Origin of the sequence: Sporosarcina sp. USHLN248, from assembly GCF_037144575.1 — a bacterium.
Classification (GTDB): domain Bacteria; phylum Bacillota; class Bacilli; order Bacillales_A; family Planococcaceae; genus Sporosarcina; species Sporosarcina contaminans.
Genome location: NZ_JBBCZC010000001.1, coordinates 176264 through 190677, shown reverse-complemented (window position 1 = coordinate 190677; position 14414 = coordinate 176264). Strand labels below are relative to the sequence as shown.

16 protein-coding genes and 1 riboswitch are annotated in these 14414 nt (G+C 40.0%); of the genes, 4 read left to right on the top strand and 12 right to left on the bottom strand.

The genetic code is table 11. From position 1 onward, the window contains the following. The first annotated feature begins 74 nt into the window (after positions 1–74). The gene (locus WFH04_RS00870; protein ID WP_336822152.1) at positions 75–869 is read left to right on the top strand and encodes a histidinol-phosphatase HisJ family protein; all 795 of its coding nucleotides are present in this window, start codon (positions 75–77) and stop codon (positions 867–869) included. A gap of 38 nt (positions 870–907) precedes the next feature. On the opposite strand, the gene WFH04_RS00865 is transcribed toward WFH04_RS00870, so the two are convergent. The 4 genes from WFH04_RS00865 to gdhA all read right to left on the bottom strand — a co-directional run bounded on the left by WFH04_RS00865 (position 908) and on the right by gdhA (position 5082). Further along, a complete protein-coding gene (locus tag WFH04_RS00865; protein ID WP_336822151.1) occupies positions 908–1402 on the bottom strand; it encodes a YdcF family protein in 495 nt (164 codons plus the stop codon). A 593-nt stretch (positions 1403–1995) separates the two neighbouring features. Then, the gene (locus WFH04_RS00860) at positions 1996–3204 is read right to left on the bottom strand and encodes an argininosuccinate synthase (RefSeq protein ID WP_336822150.1); all 1209 of its coding nucleotides are present in this window, start codon (positions 3202–3204) and stop codon (positions 1996–1998) included. A gap of 282 nt (positions 3205–3486) precedes the next feature. Further along, the gene (locus WFH04_RS00855) at positions 3487–3678 is read right to left on the bottom strand and encodes a hypothetical protein (protein WP_336822149.1); all 192 of its coding nucleotides are present in this window, start codon (positions 3676–3678) and stop codon (positions 3487–3489) included. Between the two features lie 24 nt (positions 3679–3702). Next, entirely contained in the window at positions 3703–5082 is a 1380-nt protein-coding gene (gdhA, locus tag WFH04_RS00850; RefSeq protein WP_381481040.1) for an NADP-specific glutamate dehydrogenase, read from the bottom strand. A gap of 305 nt (positions 5083–5387) precedes the next feature. Between gdhA and WFH04_RS00845 the strand changes: the two genes are divergently transcribed. After that, positions 5388–5528 (top strand): hypothetical protein, encoded by a 141-nt coding sequence (locus WFH04_RS00845; protein WP_336822147.1) that lies wholly within the window; start codon positions 5388–5390, stop codon positions 5526–5528. An 80-nt stretch (positions 5529–5608) separates the two neighbouring features. On the opposite strand, the gene WFH04_RS00840 is transcribed toward WFH04_RS00845, so the two are convergent. After that, positions 5609–6892, bottom strand: coding sequence for a glycoside hydrolase family 18 protein (locus WFH04_RS00840; RefSeq protein WP_336822146.1), 1284 nt, complete (start codon positions 6890–6892; stop codon positions 5609–5611). A 168-nt stretch (positions 6893–7060) separates the two neighbouring features. Between WFH04_RS00840 and WFH04_RS00835 the strand changes: the two genes are divergently transcribed. After that, the gene (locus WFH04_RS00835; RefSeq protein WP_336822145.1) at positions 7061–7693 is read left to right on the top strand and encodes a spore coat protein; all 633 of its coding nucleotides are present in this window, start codon (positions 7061–7063) and stop codon (positions 7691–7693) included. 77 nt (positions 7694–7770) lie between these two features. Here WFH04_RS00835 and WFH04_RS00830 read toward each other — a convergent pair whose 3' ends face one another. From WFH04_RS00830 to WFH04_RS00815, 4 genes are all read right to left on the bottom strand, one after another. Next, positions 7771–8655 (bottom strand): RluA family pseudouridine synthase, encoded by an 885-nt coding sequence (locus WFH04_RS00830; RefSeq protein WP_336822144.1) that lies wholly within the window; start codon positions 8653–8655, stop codon positions 7771–7773. 66 nt (positions 8656–8721) lie between these two features. Beyond that, positions 8722–9036: a DMT family transporter gene (locus tag WFH04_RS00825; protein ID WP_336822143.1), complete on the bottom strand. Its 315-nt coding sequence runs from the start codon at positions 9034–9036 to the stop codon at positions 8722–8724. Then, entirely contained in the window at positions 9036–9383 is a 348-nt protein-coding gene (locus WFH04_RS00820; protein ID WP_336822142.1) for a DMT family transporter, read from the bottom strand. Before WFH04_RS00820 ends, WFH04_RS00825 begins: the two co-directional genes overlap by 1 nt. 51 nt (positions 9384–9434) lie before the next feature. After that, positions 9435–10007 carry a TetR/AcrR family transcriptional regulator gene (locus WFH04_RS00815; protein ID WP_336822141.1) on the bottom strand — a complete coding sequence of 191 codons (573 nt, stop codon included), beginning with the start codon at positions 10005–10007 and terminating at the stop codon, positions 9435–9437. A 254-nt stretch (positions 10008–10261) separates the two neighbouring features. On the opposite strand from WFH04_RS00815, the gene WFH04_RS00810 reads away from it, so the two are divergent. Further along, positions 10262–11428, top strand: coding sequence for an NAD(P)-dependent malic enzyme (locus WFH04_RS00810; RefSeq protein ID WP_336822185.1), 1167 nt, complete (start codon positions 10262–10264; stop codon positions 11426–11428). A gap of 3 nt (positions 11429–11431) precedes the next feature. On the opposite strand, the gene WFH04_RS00805 is transcribed toward WFH04_RS00810, so the two are convergent. The 3 genes from WFH04_RS00805 to WFH04_RS00795 form a co-directional block, all read right to left on the bottom strand. Continuing rightward, positions 11432–12133: a YetF domain-containing protein gene (locus tag WFH04_RS00805; RefSeq protein WP_336822184.1), complete on the bottom strand. Its 702-nt coding sequence runs from the start codon at positions 12131–12133 to the stop codon at positions 11432–11434. Positions 12134–12272: 139 nt separating this feature from the next. Continuing rightward, positions 12273–13181 carry a homoserine O-acetyltransferase MetA gene (gene metA, locus WFH04_RS00800; RefSeq protein ID WP_336822140.1) on the bottom strand — a complete coding sequence of 303 codons (909 nt, stop codon included), beginning with the start codon at positions 13179–13181 and terminating at the stop codon, positions 12273–12275. 92 nt (positions 13182–13273) lie between these two features. Continuing rightward, positions 13274–13416, bottom strand: a riboswitch (SAM riboswitch). A gap of 65 nt (positions 13417–13481) precedes the next feature. Next, a complete protein-coding gene (locus WFH04_RS00795; protein ID WP_336822139.1) occupies positions 13482–14339 on the bottom strand; it encodes a YitT family protein in 858 nt (285 codons plus the stop codon). Positions 14340–14414: the final 75 nt, after the last annotated feature.

Here is a 14414-nt window from a genome sequence, read left to right as displayed (position 1 = left end):
CACTTTACTACGCTAAAGTTATAAAGTACTATAAATCTATTCTTTTAATTTGTCAACTGATAGGGGGATTTTACATGTTTGATTATCACATGCATAGCGCTTTTTCTGCGGATTGCCGCGCAGAAATGGAAGAGATGGTGAAAGAGTCTATTACAAAGGGGTTGTCGGAAATTTGCTTTACCGAGCATATTGATTATGATTATCCCGTTGACGATTTTGTTTTTGATATTGATAAGCGGTCGTATGCAAGAAAAATTAACGAATTGCAGCAACGCTATGACGGGCAGATCCGCATTAAAAAAGGAATAGAAATTGGAATCCAGCCTCATATTTTAGAGCGTTATGAAGATTTATTGAAAATGGAACGGTTTGATTTCATCATTTGTTCGATGCATACAGTGGAGAGAAAAGGGTTGCATTACGGGGAGCTGTTTAAAGGAAAAACAATTGACGAAGCGTTCCAAGCATATTATGAAGAACTTCTTTATTGCGTCAAGAACTTTGAAGACTATTCTGTGTTGGGCCATGTTGACCTTATTAAACGATATGCGAAGGAACGGGCAAGCCATCCTTTCCATGAACTGTTGCAAAGCATTTTTGAAACGATCATTCCTTTAGGTAAAGGGATCGAGTTAAATACGTCCGGCGTTCGCTACGGGTTATCTCACGGATTACCAAGCGAAGACGTCTTGAAATTGTACAAGCAATGCGGCGGAGAAATCATCACGTTAGGATCGGACGCCCATAAACCCGAGGACATCGCTTTCCAATTTAAAGAATCGATTGATTTGCTGAAGTCTATCGGATTCCGTTATATTGCTACCTTTTCCAATCGAAAACCGCAGTTTCATCCGATCGATCAATTATAAAAAAATCCGCCTTTGTTCGCATCGAACGAAGGCGGAATTTAATGTCCGACTACATACGTTTTCATTAAAGCGAGCCGCTCGCGTATTTCATGTTTCCCTTTCGTACTAAGAGGCGTTTTGGCAGGGATCACATCTGCGGACAGTCCAATGGAATCGGCAAGCCACTTCGCCCTCGCCAAATGGAAATCGCTTGAAATAATTGTGATATCCTTGACACCCTTTGGCAGCAATTCTTTTGAGTAAGTTAAGTTTTCATATGTCGAAGTCGAATTCGTTTCCAATAAAAGACGCTCTTCTGAAATACCATTACCCGTCAAAAACCTTCGCATTGCCTCTGCCTCGCTAATTCCTTCATCAGGACCTTGCCCACCAGACAGAACAAAGATGACATCCGGATGCTTTTCTGCATACGACAGTGCCGCTTCCAAACGATATTGCAAAGTGAGCGATGGTTTTTCTCCGTTCACTTTTGCACCTAAAACAATGGCATACTCATTCGTACCGTCAGCGACCGGAGACTTTCCCGATTCCATCCAGCGTCCTGTTAGGATGTAGCAAAATACAGCTATGAAACAAATAATTCCGATGCTGAACCACATCTTTTTACGTATCAACCTTATCACCTATTTTTCTTATTCATAAAAAAGGACTCAGTAAAGAGATGGAAAGTTCCAATAGAAAACCTCCCTGCATGACGGGAGGTTTCAGCTTGTTGACAAACGCTCGCATACTGCGAATCGAACAGCGAAGGGTTCGATTTGCCGTATTTCTGCGTTTTTTGCAGAAATTAAGGCACCTTTACGACAGCATAAATAGGTTGCCTTTCCTTCGCTCGTCCCCTCATGAACCTAAGTTCTATTCGGGTCTTCGCTCGACTTCGCGCGGGCCCGCAGGAAGCGAGTCATGCAACCGTTGCCAATCGAACGGCGAAGGGTTCGATTTGCCGTATTTCTGCGTTTTTTGCAGAAATTAAGGCACCTCTAGGACGTGGCGTTCTTAGGTTGCCTTCCTTGACAAGCGTTTTCAAGCCAAGCTGGGCAAACACTTATCCCATAACTAAAAACCTTTAAAAGACTGTAGACAAAGTGAAAAAATACTTTGTCTACAGTCTGGAGATTTGTTTGAATTAATTTTTCACTTTTTGCTGTTGATTTACGGTGCTATGCACCTCTGTTGGCAAGCCCCATAGTTGAATGAAGCCAATTGCCGCGGATTGATCGAATTGGTCATCGGATGTATACGTTGCTAACTTTTCATCGTAAAGGGAATTGGATGATTTTCTTCCTTCCACGATCGCATGCCCTTTGAACAATTTCACACGGACAACCCCGTTGACGTATTGCTGAGTTTCTTTGATGAATGCTTCCAAAGCAGCGCGCAATGGAGAATACCATAGGCCGTTATAAATCAACTCGCTCAATTTTTGTGAAACGATCGGTTTGAAGTGAGCAACATCTTTCACTAATGTAATATCCTCAAGCTCCTTATGAGCAGTCAATAAAGTGACAGCACCGGGACATTCATACACTTCACGAGATTTAATGCCGACGAGACGGTTTTCTACATGGTCAATACGTCCGACGCCATGCTTGCCCGCAAGTTCGTTTAGTTTCAAAATCAATTCACTTAATGGGTAGTTATTGCCGTCAATACTTACTGGCACACCTTTTTCAAAAGCAATTTCGATTACGTCAGCTTTGTCCGGTGCATTCTCGATCGATGACGTTAGTCCAAAAGCATCTTCAGGAGGCGCTGCCCAAGGATCTTCTAATATTCCACATTCATTGCTGCGTCCCCATAAATTTTGGTCGATTGAGTATGGGCTATCTAAGTTGATTGGGATTGGGATATTCTTTTCTTTCGCATATGCGATTTCCTCTTCACGCGACCAGCTCCACTCACGGACAGGCGCGATTACTTCAAGCGACGGATCTAACGCTTTAATTGCGACTTCAAAACGCACTTGGTCGTTCCCTTTTCCAGTGCAGCCGTGCGCAACAGCCGTTGCATTTTCCTTATGCGCAACCTCCACTAATTTTTTTGAAATTAACGGACGTGACAACGCAGAAACTAACGGATATTTATCTTCGTAATACGTACGGGCTTGCAATGCTAATAATGCATATTCCTGCGCAAATTCCTCTTTCGCATCAATCACATAACTATTCACCGCACCGACTTGTAATGCTTTCTCTTGAATAAACTTTAAATCCTTTCCTTCACCAACATCCAAGCAGCATGCAACTACATCATACCCTTTATCCGACAGCCATTGGACAGCCACTGAAGTATCCAGTCCACCAGAATATGCTAATACAACTTTTTTATTTCCCATTCATTTCGTCCTCCTTTTTATACAGCCGTATGTATTTTTATTCATTTGTAAGTATTTTTATAATAACATAATCAAATTAATTATCAATAGATTTGTTTGCATTTATATGAAAAAGCTATTTTAATTAAACCTTTCGATTTGGAAAGCATTCGGGGATGGAGAGGACCTTGCAGCGATATCGCTACTTGCGACAGTAACAAAGAGGTTGCGCCAGTAAACATGACAACTATGCCAGTATTTACAGGTATTGCGGCAATAAACATGACAACTACGCCAGTATTCTCAAGGAATTGTGACAGTAAAATTGCCATCTACGCCAGTATTCAAATGGCTATCGATAGTAACATTGCTACACGCGCCAATAAAACTATGGTTCACGCCAGTAATGAAACGTTTCCAGTGATCCCCACCTAATGGTATTTGCCAATACGATTTATTTACAACAAAAAACCGTCTGACCAATTTTCGTTTCATTGATCAAACAGCTTTCATAAACGATTATCGTATGCCATGTGCAACCATTGCATCGGCAACTTTTAGAAAACCGGCAATGTTGGCACCCATTACGAGATTGTCAGGTTCGCCGTATTGCTCTGCCGCTGATTTGCAGCTTTCATATATGTTGGACATAACGGTCTTTAGGCGCTCATCGACTTCTTCGGAAGTCCAGCCGAGTCGCATGCTGTTTTGGGACATCTCCATAGCGGATACGGCAACCCCACCCGCATTGGCAGCTTTTGCTGGGGCGAATAAAACACCGTTTTCCAAGAAAATATCGATCGCTTCGATTGTACACGGCATATTGGCTCCTTCACCTAATGCCTTCAAACCATTGGCAATTAGTATATGTGCTGCCATTTCGTCAATTTCATTTTGTGTAGCGCAAGGCAGTGCAATATCGCATGGTATGGACCAAATATCACTGCAATTGTCATAGTATTCTGCTTCAGGATGTTCTTTCGTATACTCCCAAATACGTTTTTGCTCTACTTCTTTCAAACGTTTTACTGTATTAAGATCGATGCCATTTTTATCATAAATATAACCGCTCGAATCACTGCAAGCAACTACTTTGGCACCCAACTGCTGGGCCTTTTCAATTGCATAGGTTGACACGTTTCCTGAACCAGAAACAATGACAGTGCTATCTTTGAAGGAGAGATTATGCTCATTTAGCATCTCCTCAACAAAATAGACCGTCCCATAGCCTGTTGCCTCTTTTCGTCCTAAACTGCCGCCATGATTGGGATCCTTTCCTGTAAAGACGCCTGCTTCATAGCCGCCTTTCAGCCGATTATATTGGCCAAACATATAACCGATTTCACGTTTGCCGACGCCAATATCACCTGCTGGCACATCAATATCTGGTCCTATATGTTTGCTTAGCTCAGTCATGAAACTTTGTGTGAAGCGCATGATCTCTCTCTCCGATTTTCCTTTTGGATCAAAGTCGGAGCCGCCTTTGCCTGCCCCAATTGGCTGGCCTGTCAATGCGTTCTTAAAGATTTGTTCAAATGCGAGGAATTTCATAATACTGCTGTTAACGGAAGGATGAAAACGGATTCCGCCTTTATACGGCCCTAAATCACTATTGAATTGGACACGGAATCCCCGATTCACATGGACTTTTCCTTTATCGTCTTCCCACGCGACTCGAAAAGAAATAATTCGCTCCGGCTCAGTAATCCTCTCTAAAATACCATTTCGTATATATTCAGGATGTTTGGCAAACACCGGTCTGAGTGAATCAAAAATTTCCCTCGTAGCTTGCAAGAATTCCTTTTCGTCCGGATTCCTTTTCCTCACCAACTCATATACTTCATGAACATAGTCATTCGCACGTTTCCGGTTTTCTTGAATTGTATTCATATTTGTCATCCGCCTCATCCCTTTCTTGAAAAATATTGAAGAATGCTTGAATCCTTTTACACACTCTTTAATTGATATTTCGAAATTATTTCTTCGTTTTATGTATTATCACCGAAAATATGAATTTATACAACAATTTTCTCGTTCAAGAGGAAATATAATGCTCTTTTTGTGTCCTTTTCATGGAAAATATAATCATTTACAAAGTTCTGAACATAGAGTATTATGAATCTACTCAAAAGCCCAGTCTTGGATTCAATTGTTTCCCTTTATGCTTTGGAAAATCTACAACGAAGAGAAAGAGGAGATGCGTTATGAAATTCACCAAACTACTGCGTGCAATCGTTGGTGCGAATCTTATGATTTTATTGACATTTGCATTCCTACCTGCTCTATTGATCAATCCTGATGTAGAGGCATTCCAAAACTTGCTGAATTACATTTCAAAAGAATAATCCTAAAAACGTTTTACTGAAAAAACGGAATGGCTGTCTGGAAGAAGATAATTCTGTCCCGACAGCCTTTCAACGTTTACTCATCCTTTTCGAATTGTAAAATTATCCATGAGCAATAGCCAATTTTGCGGGAATGCTAAACCTAATTTCCAATACATCATCCCTCGCAAATTAAATTCTTTCAGCAAATTGAACTTCGCTTGTATGCTTCTTGCATCTTCAAACCAAACATCATGTCTAACGCCGTCGCTATCCCAATAAAGGAAATATGGCGCCTGGGCAACTTCATCATATTGGATAGCCGCGTTTACTTGGATTGCCAAGTTTACAGCCTGCTGCGGGCTTAATGCCCTGGCTGCTACGCCACTCTCAGGCGGATATGGATAGGTCCAATCATAGCCGTATAAATTTTGCCCTAAGAAAATCTTATCTCTCGGAATGACGCTCACTGCATATTCTACAACTCGGCGCACTTGATTGATTGGGCTCACAGCTTGTGGCTCACTATAAGAGTAGCCCCATTCATACGTCATCAAAGTAACAAAATCGCAAATTTCTCCATGAGCTCTATAATCGATTGCTCCATATATACCAGTTGGAGCGTCTGATGTTTTTGGAGCAAGTGCTGTCGATATAGTGAGACCTGCGGAATGGAATCTCGAACGTGCATTTCTCAAAAAACCATTATATAATTCCCGATCTGCTGGCCTTAAAAATTCAAAGTCGAAATGGATATCACTGAAATTATTTCGTTTGGCAGTTTGAACAATATTTTCGAAAAGCCTATTTTGTGCCGTTTGATTTGTAAACAATTCATGAGCCAAATCGGCACTAAAAGCAAAGTTTTCCAAGTTGCTGACGACCATTGCATTTAACACTCCACCTGCTGTAGCAATTTCAGTAATGGTCGATTGCGGAGGCGGCTTCAATGTTCCGTCCCTTTGTGGTTCATAACTGAACATGCCGAGATAGGTTATATTTCTTAGACGCGCTCTCACTTCATTGATCATCGTCTCGCTAACAGGATTTCTTGGCTCTACATACAAAAAAACCTCAATTTCTTTTTTCGGTCTTGGTGGAATATAGAGTCGTTGACCGACATGTAAAATACCTGTCGGAGAAATTCCATTAACTGCTGCCAATTCTGCAACTGACATGCCATACATTCTCGATATTATATATAATGATTGTCCAGGTTGCACATAATGATAATTTCCAGTGATCGGAATGACAAGAGCTTGCCCGACTGTAATGCGGGAAGGATCCACTAGTTCATTTGCAAGTGCAATTTCCTCATAGGGTATGCCATATGCTTGACCAATTCCATACAAACTTTGTCCTCTTTGCACTACATGGATTTGCATAATTATCCTCTGCCTTTCATCGACAAATTATCCTCTACTCCATCGTATTTTCATTTACCGATAAATATGCGCTTTTAACAAATACAACTCTAAAATTGTGCATAATGCTTCGTTAAATAGCCATACTACATACGATTTTGAAAGTCATCATAAGGAGGGTATACATTCATGCAAAATCAATTCGGTGAAACGCATCAAAATATGCAAACCGGAAAAGTGCCGCCTCAAATGAACCACGGCGGACATGAATTATTCGATGTCCATGAAGTGTTGTCTGGAACAATTGCCGCACTAAATCAGGCGATGATTCTACGTCCCCATGTAAAAGACCCCGAGCTACTCGACATTTTAGATCGCCAATATCGGTTCACATTAGACGAGTACAATATTACTGTCGAATGTTTTAAAACCGGTAAAGATCCATCTCATCCAACTGGATCGTACAAAATGAAGACAGGAAATGATTTCATTTATGGAATGAAGCCTTCACAGCCTAAAAAGCCGATCCAAAACGCTAATGAAATTACTGATGAAATGATATCAGGATTTCTTTTAGGCGCAGCGAAAACTTCTGCAACCGCAAAGACGACCGCTGCACTCGAAACGACAAATCCGGTTGTCAGACGGGTATTAGCCGATTCAGTACCAAACTGTATTGAAATGGCGTATGAGTTATCGATATACCAAAACAAACATCATTACTATCAAGTTCCGCAGCTTACAGAGCAAGATATGCAGCAAGTGCTCAACTCATATGCAACTGCTGGCCAGCCAGGATTACCAAACCAACAGATCCAATAATGACGCTGAACAAACATGCAAATGCGCAATAAAAAAGCAGAGGAGCACCGGATGTTCCGGAGAGCTTCCTCTGCTATTTATAATGATTTTTTCACAAAACTTGTAGGTACTTCACATTCAAAACGCATAATTTCACCTGTCCGCGGATGAAGTATTGTCAAAGCAGTCGCATGCAATCCTAATCGTTTGATCGGATTGACTGTAGAACCATACTTCTTATCGCCCACAACCGGATGTCCAATGTCTTGCATATGAACTCGTATTTGATTTTTCCTTCCTGTTTCGAGTTCAACTGCAACTAAAGTGAACTGTCGATTCCCTCTAATTTTACGGAAATGGGTTATCGATAGCTGTCCCCCATTATCTGTCGGGTTTGAGTATACTTTATAAGTCCTCGTTTCCTTCAGATAGGATTGAATTGTACCCTTTTCCTTTTTCAAATTCCCTTCCACTAACGCAGTATACAAACGTTCCTTTACAACGTCATCCCAATTATCTTGCAGCTGTTTTTTAACCTCTTCGCTTTTTGCAAAAATGAGCACGCCTGATGTATCGCGATCCAAACGATGAACGATAAAAATGCGGTTGCGCGGATTTATTTGCTTCACATAATTCATCAATTCACTATAAGCCGTGCGTTCACTTTTATCCTTACCTGCCACCGTAAGCAAACCTGCTTCCTTCTCTATGACAAGTATGTCTTCATCTTCAAAAAGAATCGAAATGCCTGATAAGCTGCTTTCACCAATAGCCGCCCAATTGTCCACTATTTCCACTAACTGGCCAGCCTGGACAAGATAATTGTGCTTTGTAATCGATTGTCCATCTACAGAAACTTGTCCTCTTGCTAAAATAGATTTAATCGAATTTCGGCTTTTATTGGATATGATGTTTAGCAATAAAGGCAATAGTTCGCTCTCTTCGGTAGCACGATAGCTGAAGGTACGATCTTTATTCTTCATACTAAAACCTCCTTCACTTTGTTCATTATCCACTAAACAATGCTCATTTGACAAATTCAGGCTTTATTACGATAGTGCTTTTAATCCGACAACGCCGATAATAATGAGCATTACACTGAAAATCCTACCGAAGCTTTTCGACTCACCGAAAAACACCATATTTATGAATACTGCACCTGCTGTACCGACCCCGATCCAAACGGCATATGCAGTGCTCACTTGTAAGTAGTTGAATGAAAAATATAAAAAAGCAAAAGCGCCCCCAAATCCTCCTCCATATAGAAGCGCATGCCATAAAGTTTTCTTTTCACTATACTGATTTAATCCAATGACTCCTATAAATTCACTGATTGACGCTGCTATTACATATAGCCAACCCATTATTGAACAGTTCCTTTCTCAGTTTTATTCTCTCGGGCATCGGATAAATTCAACCCGATGACGCCGATCACTAAAATGGCAATGAACAATATTTTCCCGCCACTTAAACTTTCACCGAAGAAGAACACGTCCATTAAAGCTGTACCGACTGTGCCAATAGCGGCAAAAATAGCGTACACTGTGCCAGTCGGCAAATTTTCGCAAGCTTTCGCCAAGCAATGAAAATCGATGAAAATGAAAATTACAATCGGAATCCAATGCCACCACACACTTGCTACGTTAAACCCAAAAATCCATACTAATTCGAAAAAACTTGTTAAACCCACATAGATCCATGATTTATTCATAATAAAACTCCTAATTATGACTGAATGTCATTCATTTTAATGTGAAAAAACTTAACCAATTGATAAGGCATGTTTTAAAAACTCATATACCTCTGCCTTTTGAATTTTCGCCTCGTCTTCTTTATTCACATCATATAGATAAATTTGCTCTGCAGCCGATTCAATAAGTCCTATAATCAGCTTTGCAGTTCTGTCTGGCTGAATTGTCTGGCGAATCTTCCCTTCCATTTTCGCCTTTTTCAATCCTTCGCTAATCCAATTATAAAATGGCGCATAAACAGTTTCCCACTCCTTCAAATGTTCAGTAGAAGCAAGTCCCGAATAAATAAGCGCTTGGATTTCATGGTACTCCTCATTCACTTTGAAAATTGCATCGATCAGTTGCTTCATTTGCACAGAAATGTCTTGTTGCTCATCCACTTGATCTTTGACAATTTCCATTGTCTTTTCTACCATTACTTCCGCTATAGCCGGCATTAATGATAATTTTGAAGGGAAATACAAATAAAATGTACCTTGAGCAATTCCCGCTGCTTTTACAATATCGGAGATTTTTGTCTTCTCTATGCCAATTTGCCTGAAAACTTCTATAGCCGATAGGACAATCTTGCTTTTTTTATCCATTTAATGATCTCCCTTCACAATGAATGACTGTCATTCATATTAACATATGTGCAAAGCCATTGCAAAAAAAGTTTTCATTACCAGCAAGCTTATTACAATAGGAATGTAAACGCTTAAATAAACATAATTTTACGACTTGACTTACTATTCGCTATTGCAATTTCAGTAGAATGTGGTAATAATTTATAACTATATTCCAAAAATTCAAAAGGAGAGTGGATAATTTGAATAAAGGGTATCATTCATCGCTTGAAATGCATAGGCTTCACAAGGGAAAAATGGAAATCATTTCAACTGTCCCTTTGGAGAATAAAGTGGATTTAAGCTTCGCTTATTCTCCGGGTGTTGCTGAACCATGCATTGAAATCTCGAAAAATATGGAGAGTGTGTATGACTACACAATTAAAGGTAATTTAGTGGCTATTGTAACGGATGGCAGTGCCGTATTAGGCCTTGGCGATATTGGACCGGAAGCGGCTCTGCCGGTTATGGAAGGAAAAGCATTGTTGTTGAAAAAGTTTGCCGACGTAGATGCTTTTCCAATTTGCCTTTCTACACAAAACATCGACGAAATCGTGGACACAATCAAAAAAATAAGCCCTACATTTGGTGCCATTAATTTAGAGGATATATCAGCACCCCGATGCTTTGAAATAGAGGAGCGCTTACGGAAAGAATGTGCAATACCGGTATTCCACGATGATCAGCATGGCACAGCAATCGTCGTTGCTGCGGGGCTATTAAATGCTTTAAAAATCGTCAATAAATCGGTCAGCAATGTTAAAATCGTTGTCAATGGAGCTGGTGCAGCAGGAATTGCAATCGTAAAGCAACTTTTGAACCTCGGATGCAACCATGTTACAATTTGCGATTCTAAAGGAGTGATCTACAACAATCGTCCCTATGGAATGAATCACATAAAGACAGAAATTGCCCAAATGACAAACCCAACCGATCTAACCGGTACATTGGCAGATGCCCTTTCGGATGCAGATGTATTCATTGGTGTTTCCGTAGCGAATTTATTGACGAAAGAGCTGGTCCAAAGTATGGCAGAAAATCCGATTATATTCGGCTTGGCCAATCCGGTTCCAGAAATTATGCCGATTGTTGCCAAGGAATATGGTGCACGCATTATTGCAACCGGCAGGTCCGATTATCCGAACCAAGTGAATAATGTTTTGGCATTCCCTGGCATTTTTAGAGGGGCGCTTGATGTACGAGCAAAGGAAATAAATGAGCATATGAAAATGGCAGCGACTTTCGCTATCGCCTCTTTAGTAACGGATATGGAACTGAGCGAAGATACTATTATTCCCGACCCATTCGACGAACGAGTTGTCACAGAAGTGTCGAAGGCTGTAAGTAAAGCTGCAATTGAGTCAGGCGTCTCAATGCTTCCTGCGGTCCCTATCGGATAACGATCAATCATCTTTTTCATCGACGAATAAGCTTCCATCACCATATACTTCTGCATAGTAAACTTGATCGATTTGGCCGATGCCTTTCTTTTTCAACTGTTTCATGACCCATTCTTCCGTTAAATTAAGTTCCGTTAAATTTTTTTGAATCAATTTCCCATCGGAAATGATCTCAGTTGGAATATATTTCGGATCTTTTGCGGAAGCTTTCACATCTGTTTTAGTGGCCGCTTCCTGCCCCGCCTTTTTCAATACACTTAGTTTGCCGTTCGTTTCGAGAATCGCATAATTTACATCTGAGACAGAAAAAACGCTTTGTTCTCGAAGCATCATATTTAAATCATTCAAAGTCATTCTTACTTTTTTCATTTCCTGTTCATTCAGTCGACCTTCGTGAATGAGAATCGATGGTGTATCATCCAATAACACTCTCGCTTTTTTCGATTTGAGAGCAATATAATTCATGAGCAAAGTTAACAATGCCCACCAAATCATTGCAATTAAACCATTCATAAAAGGCGTTTCCGATTCCCCTGCAATATCCGCCGCAATTGAACCGATTGTAATTCCTGTAACGTAATGGAAAAATGTCAATTGTGATATTTGTTTTTTCCCCATCAATCTTGCCAATACTAAGAGCACAGCAAAAGCAATCGTTGCTCTAATGATCATTTCCCAAAAACTAAACTCGAAAAATTCATCCATATTCATGAATTGGACACCTCCACTTGAAAAGTAGTGTGTCACCAATATAGTTTATTATGCGAGAGAATCTTTCTCTTCGTAACGAGTATTTAATTTTTGATAAAAAAAGCCATCCAGCTTAGCGGATGGCTTGCAATGTTTAATTCCAATGATACGGTGTTTCTTGGTAAACATAATAATTTAGCCAATTAGAGAACAACAAATGCGTATGGGATCGCCAAGTATTCAATGGCTTTTGAGATGGATCATCATTTGGGAAGTAATTTTTCGGAACATTCACTTCAATACCTTTTTTAACATCGCGTTCATACTCTTCGGATAGCGTTGAAGCATCATATTCAAGATGTCCAGTAATCATAATTTGCTTACCGTCATTCGACAACACGATGAAAGCTCCGGCTTCTTCCGAGACAGATTGAAGATGAAGCCCCGGATTTTTTTCGATTTCTTCAATCGATACTGTCGTATACCTCGAATGTGGCGCTTCAAAAATATCGTTAAATCCTTGAGTCAACTTTACCGTTTGATCTGATAAAGTATGATGAAAAACCCCTGATAATTTTGCGGGCAATCTATGTTTTTGTATGCCGTAATGATGATACAATGCCGCTTGTGCTCCCCAACAAATATGGAGAGAGGATGTGACATTTGTTGTCGACCAATCCATAATGCGCTGGAGTTCATTCCAATAGGCGACTTCTTCAAAAGGCAAATGCTCAATTGGGGCACCCGTAACGATCAAGCCATCATATTTTCTATGTCGGACTTGGTCGAAAGTCGAGTAGAAAGCATCCAAATGGCTTTTGCTAACATTTTTTGATTCGTAGGTAGCTGTATTCAAAAACGATACATTCACTTGCAAAGGTGTATTTCCTAACAATCTCAAAAGTTGCAATTCCGTTTTTTCCTTTTCAGGCATCAAATTTAAAATTATGATATTCAAAGGACGTATATCTTGGCTTGTTGCTCTTTTTTCGTCCATAATGAATATTTTCTCTTCTTTCAACAATTCACGTGCTGGCAAATTATATGGAATGTTGATCGGCAATGTCTTTTCCCCCTTTTTCTAAAAAAGCTACAAAACCAAAATAAAACCCTCATTCCGTTAGATAGGAACGAGGGTTTCTGTCAGCTTCATCGTTCTTATCTTTCAAGAATTAGCTCGCATTGGCAAGCCGATCGTTCGGAAAACCGAACGTCTTGTTGGAGGTAGCACCTTCCTGCAATCGCAGAGGTTGCTGAAGCGTCATTGGGCCAAATCCCTCAGCTTCTCTTGATAAGAATTATTCAATTGAAGACCATTATACCATTTTTCATAACTTTGTATACATCTATTTTCCGGCAGCGGCTATTGGCTGATTTTTGCTTTCGAAAAGCCTAATCCTAATATTTCAGATGCATTGAGGAAAATAACAAATGAAGACGGCTCTGCAGTTTGCAACAGTTTTTTCAAATAAACTGCCTCAGACTGTTCGACGACACATAAGATCATCGTTTTCTCATTGTCGGAATATCCCCCGGTCGATTTCACTTTTGTAAATCCACGATCGATTTCATTTTGTATGATGGACTTAATTTTCTTTTCATTTTCGGTAATGATCAAAACTAATTTTGTCGGTGATGTTTGTAGCTGTACGAAGTCGATTACTTTACTCGTCACATAGATTGACATTAATGCATATAAAGCTAATTCAAAATTAAAGACAAAAGCTGATGTGACAACAACGATCCCATCTACGATGAGCTGTGAGAAACCGCTTGAAATTCCGGTATATTTCTTCAGAATTTGAGCAATTAACGCCGTTCCCCCAGTTGACCCATTTCCCCGATAAACAATTCCGAGTCCGATACCGAGCAAAATACCGCCGTAAATAGAGCTTAGCAATGGATTGTCAATATTGACCGACAAATCTTTCGATAGCCAAATGACAAATGGAACAAAAAATGTACCGACAATTGTTTTGGCGCTAAATTCCTTTCCAACTAAAATCAAGCCTAAAACGATTAGCGGAATATTAATAAGCCATTGGACGTACGCAGGCTCATAACCGAATAATTCATATAGAATGGTGCTAATTCCTGAAACGCCTCCAGCAGCAATTTTCGATGGAAGCAAGAAAATGTTAAAAGCCAAGCCAACAAAAGCAGAACCGATAATAATTTGTATATAGTCAAATACAACGGATTTTTTATGAATGAATGACATCGTAATTTCTCCTTTCTTAGACTTACTTATTCTAACAGAAATTAGCCTTTTTATAACTATTTTCAAAAGCTCACC

What these genes read in the sequence shown, in the direction of transcription:
- WFH04_RS00825 (WP_336822143.1), bottom strand. Translation starts at nt 9,036, where the DNA reads ATGGGTTGGCTATATGTAATAGCAGCGTCAATCAGTGAATTTATAGGA.
- WFH04_RS00820 (WP_336822142.1), bottom strand. Translation starts at nt 9,383, where the DNA reads ATGAATAAATCATGGATCTATGTGGGTTTAACAAGTTTTTTCGAATTA.
- WFH04_RS00840 (WP_336822146.1), bottom strand. Translation starts at nt 6,892, where the DNA reads ATGCAAATCCATGTAGTGCAAAGAGGACAAAGTTTGTATGGAATTGGT.
- WFH04_RS00795 (WP_336822139.1), bottom strand. Translation starts at nt 14,339, where the DNA reads ATGTCATTCATTCATAAAAAATCCGTTGTATTTGACTATATACAAATT.
- WFH04_RS00830 (WP_336822144.1), bottom strand. Translation starts at nt 8,655, where the DNA reads ATGAAGAATAAAGATCGTACCTTCAGCTATCGTGCTACCGAAGAGAGC.
- WFH04_RS00835 (WP_336822145.1), top strand. Translation starts at nt 7,061, where the DNA reads ATGCAAAATCAATTCGGTGAAACGCATCAAAATATGCAAACCGGAAAA.
- WFH04_RS00845 (WP_336822147.1), top strand. Translation starts at nt 5,388, where the DNA reads ATGAAATTCACCAAACTACTGCGTGCAATCGTTGGTGCGAATCTTATG.
- WFH04_RS00810 (WP_336822185.1), top strand. Translation starts at nt 10,262, where the DNA reads ATGCATAGGCTTCACAAGGGAAAAATGGAAATCATTTCAACTGTCCCT.
- WFH04_RS00855 (WP_336822149.1), bottom strand. Translation starts at nt 3,678, where the DNA reads ATGAAACGAAAATTGGTCAGACGGTTTTTTGTTGTAAATAAATCGTAT.
- gdhA (WP_381481040.1), bottom strand. Translation starts at nt 5,082, where the DNA reads ATGACAAATATGAATACAATTCAAGAAAACCGGAAACGTGCGAATGAC.
- WFH04_RS00805 (WP_336822184.1), bottom strand. Translation starts at nt 12,133, where the DNA reads ATGGATGAATTTTTCGAGTTTAGTTTTTGGGAAATGATCATTAGAGCA.
- WFH04_RS00865 (WP_336822151.1), bottom strand. Translation starts at nt 1,402, where the DNA reads ATGGAATCGGGAAAGTCTCCGGTCGCTGACGGTACGAATGAGTATGCC.
- WFH04_RS00870 (WP_336822152.1), top strand. Translation starts at nt 75, where the DNA reads ATGTTTGATTATCACATGCATAGCGCTTTTTCTGCGGATTGCCGCGCA.
- WFH04_RS00815 (WP_336822141.1), bottom strand. Translation starts at nt 10,007, where the DNA reads ATGGATAAAAAAAGCAAGATTGTCCTATCGGCTATAGAAGTTTTCAGG.
- WFH04_RS00860 (WP_336822150.1), bottom strand. Translation starts at nt 3,204, where the DNA reads ATGGGAAATAAAAAAGTTGTATTAGCATATTCTGGTGGACTGGATACT.